14 protein-coding genes and 2 pseudogenes are annotated in these 16,110 nt (G+C 70.9%); 9 read left to right on the forward strand and 7 right to left on the reverse strand.

Features of this window, described 5'->3' with window-relative positions; translation table 11 throughout:
* Positions 1-43 precede the first annotated feature (43 nt).
* Both ABZ624_RS21585 and rpmB read right to left on the reverse strand, forming a co-directional pair.
* Positions 44-1,509 (reverse strand): annotated as a pseudogene (locus ABZ624_RS21585) (BTAD domain-containing putative transcriptional regulator); the annotation flags it as partial.
* 141 nt (positions 1,510-1,650) lie between these two features.
* The gene (gene rpmB / locus ABZ624_RS21590) at positions 1,651-1,836 is read right to left on the reverse strand and encodes a 50S ribosomal protein L28 (protein WP_009190838.1); all 186 of its coding nucleotides are present in this window, start codon (positions 1,834-1,836) and stop codon (positions 1,651-1,653) included.
* 253 nt (positions 1,837-2,089) lie between these two features.
* Here rpmB and ABZ624_RS21595 point away from each other — a divergent pair, with 253 nt between their 5' ends.
* Entirely contained in the window at positions 2,090-3,883 is a 1,794-nt protein-coding gene (locus ABZ624_RS21595; protein WP_360091105.1) for a DAK2 domain-containing protein, read from the forward strand.
* 88 nt (positions 3,884-3,971) lie between these two features.
* Here ABZ624_RS21595 and ABZ624_RS21600 read toward each other — a convergent pair.
* Together ABZ624_RS21600 and ABZ624_RS21605 are read right to left on the reverse strand one after the other, a co-directional pair.
* Positions 3,972-5,212, reverse strand: a pseudogene (locus ABZ624_RS21600) (tetratricopeptide repeat protein); the annotation flags it as partial.
* Positions 5,209-5,514 carry a hypothetical protein gene (locus tag ABZ624_RS21605; protein WP_360091108.1) on the reverse strand — a complete coding sequence of 102 codons (306 nt, stop codon included), beginning with the start codon at positions 5,512-5,514 and terminating at the stop codon, positions 5,209-5,211. The gene ABZ624_RS21605 and the pseudogene ABZ624_RS21600, both read right to left, overlap by 4 nt.
* A gap of 167 nt (positions 5,515-5,681) precedes the next feature.
* Between ABZ624_RS21605 and recG the strand changes: the two genes are divergently transcribed.
* The 8 genes from recG (at position 5,682) to mutM (ending at position 12,994) form a co-directional block, all read left to right on the forward strand.
* Positions 5,682-7,901: an ATP-dependent DNA helicase RecG gene (recG, locus tag ABZ624_RS21610; RefSeq protein WP_360091111.1), complete on the forward strand. Its 2,220-nt coding sequence runs from the start codon at positions 5,682-5,684 to the stop codon at positions 7,899-7,901.
* 101 nt (positions 7,902-8,002) lie between these two features.
* Positions 8,003-8,596 (forward strand): 16S rRNA (guanine(966)-N(2))-methyltransferase RsmD, encoded by a 594-nt coding sequence (gene rsmD, locus ABZ624_RS21615; protein ID WP_360091271.1) that lies wholly within the window; start codon positions 8,003-8,005, stop codon positions 8,594-8,596.
* Positions 8,597-8,622: 26 nt separating this feature from the next.
* Complete coding sequence (coaD, locus tag ABZ624_RS21620; RefSeq protein ID WP_067041222.1) at positions 8,623-9,102, forward strand: pantetheine-phosphate adenylyltransferase; 480 nt, start codon at positions 8,623-8,625, stop codon at positions 9,100-9,102.
* Between the two features lie 57 nt (positions 9,103-9,159).
* On the forward strand, positions 9,160-10,227 hold the full coding sequence (locus ABZ624_RS21625; RefSeq protein WP_360091114.1) for a cell division initiation protein: 1,068 nt from the start codon (positions 9,160-9,162) through the stop codon (positions 10,225-10,227).
* Between the two features lie 128 nt (positions 10,228-10,355).
* On the forward strand, positions 10,356-11,009 hold the full coding sequence (locus tag ABZ624_RS21630) for a YceD family protein (RefSeq protein ID WP_360091117.1): 654 nt from the start codon (positions 10,356-10,358) through the stop codon (positions 11,007-11,009).
* A gap of 2 nt (positions 11,010-11,011) precedes the next feature.
* Positions 11,012-11,185, forward strand: a complete 174-nt coding sequence (gene rpmF / locus ABZ624_RS21635) for a 50S ribosomal protein L32 (RefSeq protein WP_003951102.1) — start codon at positions 11,012-11,014, stop codon at positions 11,183-11,185.
* Between the two features lie 8 nt (positions 11,186-11,193).
* On the forward strand, positions 11,194-12,051 hold the full coding sequence (gene rnc / locus ABZ624_RS21640) for a ribonuclease III (protein WP_360091120.1): 858 nt from the start codon (positions 11,194-11,196) through the stop codon (positions 12,049-12,051).
* Positions 12,052-12,133: 82 nt separating this feature from the next.
* On the forward strand, positions 12,134-12,994 hold the full coding sequence (gene mutM, locus ABZ624_RS21645; RefSeq protein ID WP_360091123.1) for a bifunctional DNA-formamidopyrimidine glycosylase/DNA-(apurinic or apyrimidinic site) lyase: 861 nt from the start codon (positions 12,134-12,136) through the stop codon (positions 12,992-12,994).
* Here mutM and ABZ624_RS21650 read toward each other — a convergent pair.
* The 3 genes from ABZ624_RS21650 to ABZ624_RS21660 all read right to left on the reverse strand — a co-directional run bounded on the left by ABZ624_RS21650 (position 12,967) and on the right by ABZ624_RS21660 (position 16,011).
* The gene (locus ABZ624_RS21650; protein WP_360091126.1) at positions 12,967-13,377 is read right to left on the reverse strand and encodes a helix-turn-helix domain-containing protein; all 411 of its coding nucleotides are present in this window, start codon (positions 13,375-13,377) and stop codon (positions 12,967-12,969) included. The genes mutM and ABZ624_RS21650 overlap by 28 nt on opposite strands.
* A 303-nt stretch (positions 13,378-13,680) precedes the next feature.
* A complete protein-coding gene (locus ABZ624_RS21655; protein WP_360091129.1) occupies positions 13,681-14,163 on the reverse strand; it encodes a DUF4145 domain-containing protein in 483 nt (160 codons plus the stop codon).
* A gap of 615 nt (positions 14,164-14,778) precedes the next feature.
* Positions 14,779-16,011 (reverse strand): XRE family transcriptional regulator, encoded by a 1,233-nt coding sequence (locus ABZ624_RS21660; protein ID WP_360091132.1) that lies wholly within the window; start codon positions 16,009-16,011, stop codon positions 14,779-14,781.
* Positions 16,012-16,110 lie beyond the last annotated feature (99 nt).

The following is a 16,110-nucleotide window of genomic DNA, read 5'->3' on the forward strand; positions in this document are numbered from 1 at the left end:
AGGCCCGCAGGCCCGCAGGCCCGCAGGCCCTCCTCGTAGTGCACACCACGGCCCGCAGCGTGCGATGGCGGGGCGCCTTGGTGCGGTCACCGCGGGACAGCAGCCGGAAGCGGTCGTCCAGGCGGTCCGCCAGTTCCCGCGGCCCCAGCGTGCGCAGCCGGGCCGCCGCCAGCTCGATGGCCACCGGCAGCCCGTCCAGGGCCCGGCAGATGTCCGCCACGCACGCGTGGCCGTCGAACCCGGGGCGTACCGCACGGGCACGGCCGAGGAACAACTGCTCGGCAGGCTCCGGCGGCAGCGCGGGCACCGGTACCAGCACCTCGCCGGTGATACCGAGGGCCTCCCGGCTGGTGGCGAGGATCCGCACCCCGGGGCAGCCGCCGAGCAGCAGCCCGGCGATCCGGGCCGCGTCCTCCACCAGGTGCTCGCAGTTGTCCAGCACGAGCAGCAGCTCCCGGTCCTCCAGCGCGGCCAGCAGCCGCCCGGCGATGTCCGTCGTGGCGCTGCGCATGCCCTCCCGGACCCCGAGGGCGGCGAGAATCGCGTACGGGATCCGGGTGCCGTCGGTCAGCGGGGCCAGCTCGACGAGGTACGCGTCCGCGCGGGCGCGCGCGGCCTCGATCGCGAGCCGGGTCTTGCCCGCCCCGCCGGGGCCGGTGAGCGTGACCAGGCGCGCGTCGGTGAGCAGCGCGGGGATGCGGGACAGTTCGGCGTCCCGGCCGACGAAGCGGGTCAGCTGCGCCGGGAGCCGGGACCGCGGGCGGACCGGCTCCGCACCCCGCAGCAGCTCCGGATGCAGGGCCGCCAGCTCGGGCGAGGGATCCGCGCCCAGTTCGTCGGCGAGCGTGCGCCGGGCCTCCACGTACACGCGCAGCGCCTCGGCGGACCGGCCGCCGGTGTGCAGGGCCCGCATCAGCTGGCCGTAGAGCCGCTCGCTCAGTGGCTGCGCGGCGAGCAACGAGCGCAGTTCGGGCACCAGCTCCGGGCGGCCGCCCGAGCCGAGGTCGGCCTCGATCCGGTCCTGTACGGCGGCCAGCCGCAGCTCCTCCAGCCGGGCGGACTCGGCATGCGAGCCCGGCAGATCGGGCAGCGCGGGGCCCCGCCACAGGGCGAGCGCCGCGCGCAGCAGGGACGCGGCAGCCTGCGGGGCGCCGGCGGCGAGGGCCTCGCGCCCCTCCCGGGCCGGCCGCTCGAAGCGGTGGGCGTCGACGGAGTCGGCGGGGGCGGTGATCCGGTAACCGCCGGGCGTGGCCTCGACCTCCGTGTGCGGGCCGAGGCGCCTGCGCAGCCGGGAGATCCGCGACTGCAGGGCGCCGGTCGCTCCGGCGGGCGGGTCGGCGCCGTACAGACCGTCGGTGAGCCGCTCCGTGGCGACCGGGCGGCCGGCGTCCAGGAGCAGCAGCGTGAGCAGGGCGCGGGGGCGGGGCCGCCGGGGTCGATCGGGCCGCCGTCGTCGGTACGGATGTCCAGCGGGCCCAGGATGCCGAAGCATTCCCCGGATCGTGGCAGGCGGGGAGAGGCGCGGTACGGCCGGGCAAGAGTCTGGGTACGGCCGGGCAGGAGCCTGGGTACGGCAAAAAGCCGGCCCACCCGCAGGTGGACCGGCTCAGTGCAGCGAACCAGGCAGTGGCCGCGCGCTCAGCTGTAGCGTCAGCGCGAGACCTTGCCGGCCTTGATGCACGAGGTGCAAGCGTTCACGCGCTTCGGCGTCCCGCCGACCACGGTACGCACACGCTGGATGTTCGGGTTCCAGCGGCGGGACGTACGGCGGTGCGAAAACGAGATGTTGTTGCCGAAGCCCGGCCCCTTGCCGCAGACGTCGCAGTTGGCAGCCACGGGTCACTCCAAAGACTTCAGATGCACTTACGGTTAATCCCGGCATGCCGGGATCAAGGTCGTACGACCTGAGATCTGAGTGGCGTTGCCAGGGGAACGGCCCGATCGGATCGGGCAACCGGAGCAGCATACAACGGCTGCGTCCGTACAACGAAACTACCATGGCAGCTCAGGGCCCCGCTCCCAGCCCTCTTCCGGTGCACACGGTCCCGGGGTCTACGCTGCGTCCCACGTCCAGCTCAGGGAGGCGCAGGTGGCGCAGGTGCCGCAGACATTCTTCGATGCTCTCGCGGTGCGCACCTGGTGCGGTCTGGCGCTCCGGGCACTGGGGCGGGCCCGTGAGGAGATCGACGCGATCAACGTCTATCCGGTGGCCGACGGCGACACCGGGACGAACCTCTATCTCACCCTGGAATCGGCGGCCACGGCCGTGGAGGCGGTGTTCGCCGGGTACGAGACGGGCACCCGGGAACCGTCCCTGGCCGACGCCGTGCACGCGATGGCGCACGGGGCGCTCATCGGGGCCCGCGGCAACTCCGGGACGATCCTGGCGCAGCTGCTGCGGGGCATGGCGCAGGTGCTCGCGGACACTCCCGGGGGTGACGGGTCCCACGTCGGCGGTGCGGGACTGCGGCTGGCCCTGCGGCGGGCCGCCGACTCCGCCCGGCAGGCCGTGGCCCACCCCGTCGAGGGCACGGTCCTGACGGTCGCCTCGGCCGCCGCGGAAGCCGCAGAAGCCGCCGAGGGGGCCGAGGGCGACTGCGGGGCGGTCGCGCGGGCGGCCTACGACGGTGCGCGGACCGCCCTGGCAGCCACGCCGGGCCAGCTGCCCGTGCTCGCCCGGGCCGGCGTGGTCGACGCGGGCGGACGCGGCCTCGTGGCGGTGCTGGGGGCGCTGGTGGAGGCGTTCACGGGGGAGACGGTGCAGGAGGCTACGGCGGTGCGGGAGGCGCCGGCGGTGTCGCAGAGCCCTGCGGCGGGGGAGACCCCGGGGATCCCGCACGACGGCGAGGACGGCGAGGACAGCGAGGACAGCGAGAACGCGGACGGCGGCGCCCGCAAGGCACACGCGTGCGTGGCGGCCATGACCGACGCCGGGCCGTGCGCCGACGGCTCCGAGACCGCCGGGCCCGCCTACGAGGTGATCTATCTCCTGGAGGCCGGCGACGCGGCCGTGGCCCGGCTCCGGGAACGCCTCGACGCGCTCGGCGACTCCCTGGTGATGGTCGGCGGCGACGGGCTGTGGAACATCCATGTGCACGTCGACGACGCGGGCGCCGCGGTGGAGGCGGGCGTGGAGGCCGGGCGGCCGTACCGGATCCGGATCACCCACTTCGGCCTCGGGGACGTGCACACCGGCGGCGAGCGGCACCCGCGCGAGCGCGTCCAGCGGGCCGTCGTCGCCGTCGTACCGGGCGAGGGCCTGGCCGGCCTGTACACCGAGGCGGGCGCGACCACCGTCCTCGCGCGCCCGGGGGAGCCGCCGGCCAGCGGGGAGCTGGTGCAGGCGGTGCGGCGTGCCCACGCGCGCGAGGTCGTCCTGCTGCCCAACGACGCCGAGCTGCGCCACACGGCCGCGGCAGCCGCCGAGCAGGCCCGTGCCGAGGGCATCCGCGTGGCCCTGATCCCGACCCGCTCGGCGGTCCAGGGCATCGCCGCGCTCGCCGTGCACGAGCCGGAGCGCCGGTTCGACGAGGACGTCGTCCAGATGACCGCGGCGGCGGGCGCCACCCGGTACGCCGAGGTCGTCGTCGCCGAACACCGGTCCTGGACGACGGCCGGGATCTGCCAGGCCGGGGACGTGCTCGGACTGATCGACGGCGATGTGGCGGTGATCGGCCCGGACGTCACCGCCACCGCCGCGACCGTCCTGGACCGCATGCTCCAGGCCGGCGGCGAGCTGGTCACCCTCGTCGTCGGCGACGACGCCCCCGAGACCATCGCCGAACACCTCGACACGCGCGTACGGGAGTCCTACCTCGCCGTGGACACGGTGGTGTACCGGGGTGGCCGCCAGGGCACCCTGCTCCTCATCGGCGTCGAGTGACCCGCCCTCACGACTCCGGGCCGAGCAACTGGGCGGCCTCCGCCCGCCGTGCGCGGACGGTCCCGTCCTCGTCGTCGGCATCCTCGTAGGCCGCGGCCGCCCAGGCCTCAAGGGCATGCGGCTGCAGCGTGTCCGACAGCCGTCGGGCCTCGGCGAGCAGAGTCCCCAGGCCGGGCGCCGCCGGTGCGGCCACCGGCGCCGGTGCCGGCACCGGGCGTACGGTGCGCACGCCCAGCGGCAGGCGGTCCACCAGTGGCCGTTGGGCCATACGCGCGCGTGCCCGGTCGCCGACGTACGGCGTGCCGTTGCGCCGGTCGAACCGCTCGGCCAGCTCCAGCGCCTCCACGCGCGCGTGGGCGGCGAGTTCCCCCGCCGTCCACGTCCGCCCGGCCGGCCCGGGCACCCGCTGTCCGGCGAACCCCCGCTCGGCCAGCCGGTCCATCAGCAGCGCCACCACGGCCAGGAACTCCAGCCGGCTGCGCGGATGCCCGGTGTCCGTGAAGTACGCCGGCCGCTCGGCGAGCAGCTCCAGACCGCGCGCCTCGTTGCCGGTCAGCGCACAGAACTCCACATGGTCGCGTACGCGCCGCGCATCGACTCCATCGGGCGTACGAGGCGAAAGCCCCGCAGGTGACGGGCGCGGGCCTCGTCCACGCGGCCCAGGCACAGCAGCGGGGCCAGCGAGGCGGCCAGCACGGTGTGCGGTTCGTGCGCGCACGCGAACTCACCCTCCAGCACCGGCCGCCAGAGGCCCAGCGCCTCCGCGTCGCGGCCCCGCTCGACCTGCCAGACGCCCTGCCCGCGCAGCTCGCACGCGGGACAGTCGGCCATCCGGTCGCGGTCCGCGGCGAGCCACGCCACGTACGCCCGCTCCGCGCGCGCCAGGTCCCCGATGTGCGCGGCCACGCTGAACTCGGCGCTGTGCACGGCACGTTCGGAGTGCCCCGCGAGCCGGTAGCGGTGCTCCATCTCGCCGAGCCACTTCTCGATCGAGGCGAGCGGGATGTGCGGCTGGTCCAGCATGCCCGCCGACATCCACTTGAAGACCCAGTGCAGCGACTGCGTCTCGTCGGCGTCGAAGTCCTCGGGCCGTTCGTCCCACATGCGCAGCAGCCGCGCGAACGGGACGAACATCTTGTCCTTCTCGGAGCTGTAGTTGCAGACCCGCAGCTGGTGTCCGAGCGCCTCGATCACGGCGAGCGGGACGTCCAGCCGCTCGGCCTCGGCGAGCAGCTGCTCCGCGCGCGCGTTGCGGGCCGGGCCCTCCGGCTCCTCGGAGTTCTCCGCCATCGCCCGGCGCAGCGCGGCCAAGTCCGTGATCCCACTCATCGATCCTCACGCTCCCCGTGCGTCGCCCACTCCAGCAGATTGATGAACGCCCGGTTGAGCAGCGCCGAGTCGGCGGGCCGCAGCGGGCGCTGCGCCATCAGCAGCGCCTGCCCGTACAGCGACTCGGCCGCCGTGCCGATCAGCTCCTGCAGCAGCTCGCGCAGATAGACCCTGGGGCTGGTGTAGAGGTGGTGCGAGAGCAGGTCCACCAGACCGCGCAGGTCGACCTGGAACCTATGAGGTGGGTGAGGCTTATCGGCTGACCGTGATGGCTGGGATGACTGCGGATTCTGGGAGTCCATCGTCACGGCGCCGCGGGCGGGGGCGCGCACGGCGCGGGGTCGGGCGGTCCCGGTGGGGCGGTGGCCGCGGAAGGGATGGCCGGAGCGCGCCGTCCTAGGGCCCGGACCAACCGTGTGACCAGGACTTTCCCGAAGCGTATACGGCATTGTCAGTGCCGTGGTGTGCAATGGATCTCGTGCCCGCACTGGAAGAACCACTGAAGCAGCCACTGAAGTCAGTGCTCGGCCCCGCCACCGCGAAGGTGATGGCCGAGCACCTCGGCCTGCACACCGTCGGCGACCTCCTCCACCACTACCCGCGCAGATACGAGGAGCGCGGCCAGCTCACCCACCTCGCCGACCTCCCCATGGACGAGCACGTCACGGTGGTCGCCCAGGTCGCCGACGCCCGGCTGCACAGCTTCGCCTCCGCCAAGGCCCCCCGCGGCAAGGGCCAGCGCCTGGAGGTCACGATCACCGACGGCAGCGGCCGGCTCCAGCTGGTCTTCTTCGGCAACGGCGTCCACAAGCCCCACAAGGAGCTGCTGCCGGGCACCCACGCGATGTTCTCCGGCAAGGTATCGGTCTTCAACCGCCGCCTCCAACTCGCCCACCCGGCCTACGAGTTGTTGCGCGGCGACGGCGAGGAGGCGGTCGAGACCTGGGCCGGCGCCCTGATCCCCATCTACCCGGCCACGGCCAAACTGGAGTCCTGGAAGATCGGCAAGGCGGTCCAGACGGTGCTGCCCGCCGCCGAGGAAGCCCTCGACCCGCTGCCGCCCGCCCTGCGCGAGGACCGCGGTCTGCTCCCGCTCCCCGAGGCCCTCCGCAAGATCCACCGCCCGCACACCAAGGCCGACGTCGCGGACGCCCGGTCCCGCCTGAAGTGGGACGAGGCCTTCGTCCTCCAGGTCGCCCTGGCCCGCCGCCGCCACGCGGACGCCCAACTCCCCGCCGTCCCCCGCATGCCCAGGCCGGACGGCCTCCTCACGGCCTTCGACGACCGCCTCCCCTTCACGCTCACCGAGGGCCAGCAGAAGGTCTCCAAGGAGATCTTCGACGACTTGGCCACCGAGCACCCGATGCACCGCCTGCTGCAGGGCGAGGTCGGGTCGGGAAAGACGCTGGTGGCCCTGCGCGCCATGCTCGCCGTGGTCGACGCGGGCGGCCAGGCCGCGATGCTGGCGCCCACCGAGGTCCTCGCCCAGCAGCACCACCGCTCGATCACCGAGATGATGGGCGACCTGGCCGAGGGAGGCATGCTGGGCGGCTCCGAAGACGCCACCAAGGTCGTCCTGCTCACCGGCTCCATGGGCGCGGCCGCCCGCCGGCAGGCCCTGCTCGACCTGGTCACCGGCGAGGCCGGCATCGTCATCGGCACCCACGCCCTGATCGAGGACAAGGTCCAGTTCCACGACCTCGGCCTGGTCGTGGTCGACGAACAGCACCGCTTCGGTGTCGAACAGCGCGACGCCCTGCGCGGCAAGGGCAAACAGCCCCCGCATCTGCTGGTGATGACGGCCACCCCGATCCCGCGCACGGTCGCCATGACGGTCTTCGGCGACCTGGAGACCTCCGTCCTCGACCAGCTTCCCGCCGGCCGCTCCCCGATCGCCAGCCACGTCGTCCCGGCCGCCGACAAGCCCCATTTCCTCGCCCGCGCCTGGGAACGGGTCCGCGAGGAGGCGGCGAACGGCCACCAGGCGTACGTCGTCTGCCCCCGTATCGGTGACGAGGAGGACGATCCGAAGAAGGCCGGCAAGAAGAAGTCCCCCGAGGACGAGGCGGAGAAGCGCCCGCCGCTCGCCGTCCTGGACGTGGCGGACCAGCTGAGCCGCGGCCCCCTCCAGGGCCTGACGGTGGAGGTCCTGCACGGCCGTATGAACCCGGACGACAAGGACGCGGTGATGCGCCGCTTCGCGGCCGGCGAGACCGACGTCCTGATCGCCACGACCGTCATCGAGGTCGGCGTGAACGTCCCCAACGCCACGGTCATGGTCATCCTGGACGCCGACCGCTTCGGCGTCTCCCAGCTCCACCAGCTGCGCGGCCGGGTAGGCCGGGGCACGGCCCCCGGCCTCTGTCTCCTGGTCACCGAGATGCCCGAGGCCGGCGCCGCCCGCCAGCGCCTGAACGCCGTCGCCTCCACCCTCGACGGCTTCGAACTCTCCCGCATCGACCTCGAACAACGCCGGGAGGGCGACGTCCTCGGCCAGGCCCAGTCCGGCGCCCGCACCAGCCTGCGCGTCCTGGCGGTCATCGAGGACGAGGAGGTCATCGCGGAGGCGAGAGAGGAGGCAACGGCGGTGGTGGCGGCGGACCCTGAGCTGCAGCGGCTTCCGGGCCTGCGCACAGCTCTGGACGCCCTCTTGGACGAGGAAAGGGAGCAGTACTTGGAAAAGGGGTGAAGTGGACCACGTCAGGGCGCGGGGAGCCACGCGGGGAACCACGCGAGCAACCACGACGCACCAGCTGCCAGACTGAACCAGTAACCACCGCCGACCAAGGACTGAAGATGACCCGCGTGATCGCCGGCGTAGCCGGCGGACGCCGCCTGGCCGTGCCGCCAGGCACCGGCACCCGCCCCACCTCCGACCGAGCACGCGAGGGCCTCTTCTCCACCTGGCAGTCCCTGTTGGGCGGCCCCCTGGATGGCGAACGGGTCCTCGACCTCTACGCCGGTTCAGGCGCCGTAGGCCTGGAAGCCCTGTCCCGGGGCGCGAGCCACACGCTCCTGGTCGAAGCAGACGCCCGCGCAGCCAGGACCGTCCGCGAGAACGTGAAGAACCTGGGCCTTCCAGGCGCCGAGGTCAGAGCAGGCAAAGCGGAACAGATCATCAAGTCACCGGCCCCGGCGGAGCCGTACGACCTCGTCTTCCTCGACCCCCCGTACGCCGTCACAGACGACGATCTTCGCGAGATTCTGCTCACACTCCGCTCGGAACGCTGGCTCGCTGAGCAAGCGCTCGTCACCGTGGAGCGCAGCACCAGAGGCGGTGAATTCCACTGGCCGGACGGCTTCGAGGCGATCCGGTCCCGTCGCTACGGCGAGGGAACGTTTTGGTACGGTCGCGCCGCCTCTACGTGCGAAGACGCACGATGACCGGACCGGAGAGCGAGGGAACTCAAGTGCGCCGCGCCGTCTGTCCCGGGTCGTTCGACCCGATCACCAACGGACATCTCGACATCATTGCCCGCGCCTCCCGTCTGTACGACGAGGTCTACGTCGCGGTGATGATCAACAAGTCCAAGAAGGGCCTGTTCGAGATCGAGGAGCGGATCGAGCTGATCCGCGAGGTCACCGCCGAGTACGCGAACGTCCGGGTCGAGGCCTTCCACGGCCTCCTCGTCGACTTCTGCAAGCAGCGCGACATCCCCGCCATCGTCAAGGGCCTGCGCGCCGTCAGCGACTTCGACTACGAACTGCAGATGGCCCAGATGAACATCGGCCTCACCGGCGTCGAAACGCTGTTCGTGCCCACCAACCCCACCTACAGCTTCCTCTCCTCCTCCCTGGTCAAGGAGGTCGCCGCCTGGGGCGGAGACGTCTCCCACCTGGTGCCCGCCCCGGTCCTGGAGGCCCTGAACAAACGTCTGCGCAAGGACTGATGGGGCTACAGTCGTCCCGTCCGTCTCCATCCCGGCTGTAGAGAGTGGCGAGCACAGGTGGACGTGCAGAAGAAGCTCGACGAGATCGTCTCCACGGTCTCCGGCGCCCGGTCCATGCCCATGTCGGCGTCGTGCGTGGTCAACCGCGCCGAGCTGCTCGCGATGCTCGAAGAGGTGCGCCAGGCGCTGCCCGGCTCCCTGGCACAGGCGCAGGAGCTGATCGGCGACCGTGAGCAGATGGTCGAGCAGGCCCGCATGGAGGCCGAGCGGATCATCGGGAACGCGCACGCCGAGCGCGGCTCGCTGATCTCCGACACCGAGATCGCCCGCCGCTCCCAGGCCGAGGCCGACCGGATCCTCGCCGAGGCCCGCAAGGAGGCCGAGGAGATCCGCGCCGAGGCCGACGACTACGTCGACTCCAAGCTCGCCAACTTCGAGGTCGTCCTCACCAAGACCCTCGGCTCGGTCGGCCGTGGCCGCGAGAAGCTGCTCGGCACCGGTCCCGGCCTGGACGAGAACGGCTACGAGGACGAGGACGCCCCCGAGCGCAGCCACGACCCGGAGACCCTGCGCCACAACGCCGACCAGTACGTCGACGTCAAGCTGGGCGCCTTCGAGGCGGTCCTCGCCAAGACCCTGGAGGCCGTCGGGCGTGGCCGGCAGAAGCTGCACGGCCGGATCGCCACGGACGACCTCGGTGCCCTCGCCGACGACACCTCGACCTTCCAGCACTCCAGCGACGCCGACTACCTCGCCGACCTCGCCGCGCTCGCCGAGCAGGACGCCACGGCCGAGCGCCCCGCCGAGCAGCCGCCGCAGCCGTCGTACGACCCCCAGCCCGCGTATGCGACGTACGACCAGCAGCAGCCGGACCCCTACGGCAGCTTCCCGCAGCAGCAGCCCGCCTACGGCCAGCAGGACCCCTACGGCTACCAGCAGGCCGACCCCTACGCCTATCAGGGCTCCTACGACCCCCAGCAGGCCGCCTACGACCCGCAGCAGGCACAGCAGCCCCACCAGCACCAGCAGCAGAACTACGCTCTGGACGAGACCAGCCTCTTCGACACCGGCATGATCAGCGCGGAGCAGCTGCGGGCGTACGAGCAGGGGCGCGGTCTGCAGTGACGTACCGGATTGGGCCCTGAGCGAAAGCTCCAGTATCCTGGCTCTTCGGTCGCGTGTACGTCCGCGATCACCGCTGCCCGGATCAACCGACGGGCGGCGGCCCTCCGAGTTCAAGATCGAAAGCAGGAATGGCCTCCAACGCCCGCCTCGACCACCGCAACCCCCTCGTGTTCGACACACACGAGCTGGGTCGGCGTCCTGGCGCGCTGCAGCGCCTGACCCGCACGATCGACGCTCCCGCCGATCTCGGCATCCAGGGGGTCATCGGAGTGCCGGAAGGCGCCCCGGTGGAGCTCGAACTCCGGCTCGAGTCGGTCATGGAAGGGGTGCTCGTCACAGGCACCGCCCGTGCACAGGCCGAGGGGGAGTGCGTAAGGTGTCTGGAGCCGGTCGGGCTGGAGCTCGAAGCGGACTTCCAGGAACTGTTCACGTACCCTGACGCCGACGACCGGGGCCGTGTGATCGCGGAACCGGGCGACGACGCCGAGGACGACGAGGACAGGTTCTACCTCGAGGACGGACTCTTCGACCTCGAACCTCTGCTGCGCGATTCGGTGGTGCTCGCACTGCCGATGCAGCCGGTGTGCCAGGAAGACTGCCCGGGCCTGTGCTCCGAGTGCGGAGCGCGGCTCGCGGACGACCCGGACCACCACCACGACGCCGTCGACATCCGTTGGGCGGCTTTGCAGGGACTCGCCGGTTCACTCGAAGACGGCGAGAAGGACGAGATGAGCGGCGGCGCGCCTCAGTCAGCACGCGCCGACGAGAAGCAGGAGAAGTAGCCGTGGCTGTTCCGAAGCGGAAGATGTCGCGCAGCAACACGCGCCACCGCCGGTCGCAGTGGAAGGCTGCGGTCCCCACCCTGGTTGCGTGCGAGCGCTGCCACGAGCCCAAGCAGCAGCACATCGCGTGCCCGTCTTGCGGCACCTACAACAAGCGCCAGGTCCTCGAAGTCTGAGTGGGCTGGTGAGAGGCACTGTGTCCAGTCCCAAGAAGGCGGAAGACGCCACGGCGGACGCACCCGCCAGGAAGAAGGCGGACAACACGGCCTCGTCCCACACGCTTCTGGAAGGGCGGCTCGGCTACCAGGTCGAGTCCGCCCTTCTGGTGCGCGCGCTGACCCACCGTTCCTACGCGTACGAGAACGGCGGTCTGCCGACGAACGAGCGGCTGGAGTTCCTCGGTGACTCCGTCCTCGGTCTCGTCGTCACGGACACGCTGTACCGCACCCACCCCGACCTGCCCGAAGGCCAGCTGGCCAAGCTGCGGGCCGCGGTGGTCAACTCACGTGCGCTGGCGGAGGTCGGCCGTGGCCTCGACCTGGGCTCCTTCATCCGGCTCGGCCGCGGTGAAGAGGGCACGGGCGGCCGGGACAAGGCGTCCATCCTCGCCGACACCCTGGAAGCGGTGATCGGTGCGGTCTATCTCGATCAGGGCCTCGATGCGGCGTCCGAGCTGGTGCACCGGCTCTTCGACCCGCTGATCGAGAAGTCCTCGAACCTCGGAGCCGGCCTGGACTGGAAGACCAGTCTCCAGGAGCTGACCGCGACCGAAGGACTCGGCGTGCCCGAGTACATGGTCACGGAGACCGGCCCCGACCACGAGAAGACCTTCACTGCTGCTGCCCGCGTCGGAGGCGTCTCGTACGGCACCGGCACCGGCCGCAGCAAGAAGGAGGCGGAGCAGCAGGCCGCCGAGTCCGCCTGGCGGGCCATCAAGGCCGCCGCGGACGAGCGCGCCAAGGCGGCCAAGGAGGCCCAGCGGGCCGACGAGGCGGCCAAGGAAGCCGTCAAGGACGACGAGTCGTCGTCCGCTCCCGCCTGACCCACAGCAGTACCGAGCGCCCGCCCCGCCCTTCACGGCGGGGCGGGCGCTCAGCTCGTCCACCGCTTCGTACGGGGGTCCCATGCCCGAGTTGCCCGAGGTCGAGGTCGTCCGGCGCGGCCTCGCGCGCTGGGTCGCCCACCGCACCGTCGCCGAGGTCGAGGTGCTGCACCCGCGTGCCGTACGCCGGCACATCGCGGGCGCCGACGACTTCGCGCACCGCCTCAAGGGCCACCACATCGGCACCCCCAGCCGCCGCGGCAAGTACCTGTGGCTGCCGCTGGAGGAGACCAACCAGTCCGTCCTGGCCCACCTCGGCATGAGCGGCCAGCTGCTGGTGCAGCCGCACGAGACGCCGGACGAGAAGCACCTGCGTATCCGCGTCCGGTTCGCCGACTCCCTCGGCACCGAACTCCGCTTCGTCGACCAGCGCACCTTCGGCGGGCTGTCGCTGCACGACAACACCCCGGACGGCCTGCCCGACGTCATCGCGCACATCGCCCGCGACCCCCTCGACGAGCTGTTCGACGACGAGGCCTTCCACCGGGCGCTGCGCCGCAAGCGGACCACCATCAAGCGTGCCCTGCTGGACCAGTCGCTGATCAGCGGCGTCGGCAACATCTACGCGGACGAGGCGCTGTGGCGCGCCCGCATCCACTACGAGCGCCCGACCGCGAACTTCACCCGCCCCGTCACGACAGAACTCCTCGGCCACGTCCGGGACGTGATGAACGCGGCCCTGTCTGTCGGCGGCACCAGCTTCGACAGCCTGTACGTCAACGTCAACGGCGAGTCGGGCTACTTCGACCGGTCCCTGGACGCGTACGGCCGCGAGGGCGAGCCCTGCAAGCGGTGCGGTACGCCGATCCGCCGCCGCCCGTGGATGAACCGGTCCAGCTACTTCTGCCCGAGGTGTCAGAGGGCGCCGCGGGTCCCGTCGTAACGCGCACGGGCCGCGAGGACGTCGTCCATGGCGCCCTCCACGCAGTGGATGAGCGCCAGCAGGCGCTCGGCGACCTGGCGGCCCAGGGGAGTCAGTTCGTAGTCCACGCGCGGCGGGTTCGTCGGCTGGGCCTCGCGGTGCACCAGGCCGTCGCGCTCCAGCGCCTGCAGGGTCTGGGACAGCATCTTCTCGCTCACCCCGTCCACGCGGCGGCGCAGCTCGTTGAAGCGCAGCGAGCCCTCGTACAGCGCGCCGAGGGCCAGTCCGCCCCAGCGGCCCGTGACGTGCTCCAGCGTGCCGCGGGACGGGCAGGCCTTGGCGAAGACGTTGTAGGCCAGGTCTTCGTACGCCCGGTCGTCGTGGTCCTGGGTGGTGGCGGTCATGGCGCCAAGAGTACGCGCGCGCAGCGCTAACCACCAGGTTGCACTAACTAGAGGTTAGCGCCTTCTCCGTCACCTCGGCCTTGCTGCCCGGCTGGAAGGCCGGCATCCCCCGTCCCGGGCTGCGTCGGCTGATCCTCGGGATGTGACCTGCGGGCGGCTCAGTAGCCGAAGAAGTGAAGGGCCGGGTCTCTGACCTGGGGGCGTGCAATCGATCAACGCTGCGACCTGCGACTTAGCTGTCGTTGGTTGTCAGCGTTGGTCGTCGTTGAGCACCCTCCGACGGCCCCGAGACGGCCCGCACGCTCATGCTTTGCTGGAAGGGGCGGCTTCCGCAGCCTTCGCGCGGCGCTGCTGAAACTCCTCGTACTTGGCAGTGAAGACGTAGATGTAGTCGAGTAGTGCTTCAGCAAGTTCGAGAGCGTCCTTGGCGTCCTCCCGGCCTACTGCTTCCTTGCTGAAGTGGGCTCCCTGGTTGCCGAGGACCCGTAGTGCCTGTGCCCAGTCGAAGAGACGCCCTTCGATCTTGTTCGCGTCACGCAGCTCGCCCAGTGCAGCGAAGAGCACCTTTTTACTCGTTCCCTGATCGACACACATGCCCTCAAGAGTGCGTCGAACCATCACGGCCGTTGCGGTGTAAAGCTTGGCGCTGAAGCAAGCACGAGCTTCGCGCAGCTCGCGGGCTATCGGCGCGGGAATGCTAGGGCTCAGTGGTCCTGAGGCGCTGCTCGGCCATTCACGGACAGGCTCGGTCCAGCCCCAGCCCCCACCAGCCTCTATCTCCGACATCTGCATGAGGAGCTGAGGAGTCCGGCACTTATCGCACGAGACGAGTGTGTAGATCAGGGGCTCGAAATCTTCACCTTCCTCCGGCCCCAGGTGATAGACCCCTTGCTGCGTGCTGAGCGTGTGCCCGTCGCAGCGAGGACACTGGATCAACATCGGTGGCGGGGAAGGGTTCCCCCACCCATTTGTCGTGGCCATTCACGGGAGGTTAGCGGGGCTTCCAGTCGCTTGTGGCCTCAATGGCAAAGTACGCCAGAGGCTGCATACGAGGTCGGCGGAGCGGCTTTGGGCTGGAGCTGCTTTGGGGGGAGTGATCATGGCCCCGTAAGCTTTCGGCGCGTCGGGCAGTCTGTGGACCTGCCCGTTAAAGCACGACGTTGGGGCCATGATCTTCGAGGCTCCCCCCAAAGTGGCTGCCTAAAGCCGTGGAGCCGACCGCCCCAGCCACGACGTGTTCTGACCTCATGCCGCCGGCCAATCCTCACCAGGGCGCGCGTCGGCGCAGCGCGGGCGGAGCGGGCCGAAGGCAGGAGCGGCGCCCGCAGCGGAGCCGGGAAGCGCGCCCGGCGGAGCGGAGCGCAGCCGGGGCTTGATGAGGTAGAGAAACCTGTAACGGCCCTAGCTGGCGCGGCTGAGCGCGGTCAGGTGATCGAGGTACTCACGGCCAGTCGGTTCGGCTGCAAAGTCCCGATTGACGATGGCTGCAAGCTCGCGGCTGACCATGAGCAGGGACGGCAGGGACTGCCGGTCGCCCTTCAAGGCCCACTCGCCGTAGTTCACCGCCTGGTCCAGGTCGCCCTGCCTCGCCGCGACCACACCAAGGGTGATCCTCGCCTCCGCCATGCGCATCGGTGATCGCTCGGATCCGTCGAAGTCGGTGCCTGCCCGAATCACCTCATGGGCAAGGTTCTCGGCGAACCGGTCCTCTCCGAGCAGCCGGTAGCAGTCCATGGCATAGAAGTCGAACTTCGCCGGGTCCACTACGAAGTGGTGATCGAGGTTCTCGGGATAGGGCATCCCTTCGAGAAGCTTTCGCCCACGGTCGAGGGCCACCTCGGTCTGTCGCCGGTCACCCAGCCGCGCCCATCCCTTCGCCTCCTGGGCAGCAAGCTGTACGGCTACGCCATGCGAGGGAGCAGCCTCCGTACCGGCCTGTGAGGCAGCGAGGATTCCCCGGTAGTCGCCCGTGGTCAGTGCGAACCAAGCACGCATCTCGTGCGCCCAACCGGCGATCTCTGTATTACCGGACTCATGAGCTAAAGACAGAGCCGCCTTCCGCGTGCTCTCGGCTGCTGCCCGGTCGCCCATGTCGTACTCGACGCATCCGATCAGGAGGGCGAGCCACCCGGACAGGGTGAGAACCTCACGGTGCTGAGCCAACGTGAGCCGCTGCGACTGGAGTCCGGCGACTCGCTTGAGCCACTGCCTGCCCTCGGCGGCGAGCTGAGCGCCTGGAAGGTACGGGTACTCGGAGCACAGTCGATCCGTCGTAATCCGTAGCGCCTCTAGCGTGGCGTTGTCGACGTCAGATGCCTGCAGCCTGCTGATGATGTCCAGCGTCTCCATGCCGCTGACGGCAACGATCTCTGCGTTTCCGTCCCGTTGCCCGGCTACCGGGAAGATCGCGTGGGTGACGGTGCCGAAGGTGGCGGCGATGATCGGTTGGTAGAAGTCGCTCGGCATGACCTCGCCGGACTCCCAGCGCTTCCACTGCCGCACCATGCTGGGGCCTTCCGGCAGAGGCTTGGGTGCGTGCGCCCGAAGCGCGGCTACCACTTCCGCCTGCGACCACTGTCGGGCTTCGCGCTCCGAGGAAAGCCGTCGCGCCCATGCTGGCCGTTCGTCACTCATCTGCTGCCCTCCCGTCGGGTGCTTGCCTTCGAGTCTGGCATTTAGAGAGCTGGTGACACGGGGGGTGACAGGGGGTTGGCACCCAGGCTGTCCCCCGAT

The organism is Streptomyces sp. NPDC007205 (assembly GCF_040634095.1).
Classification (GTDB): Bacteria; Actinomycetota; Actinomycetes; order Streptomycetales; family Streptomycetaceae; genus Streptomyces.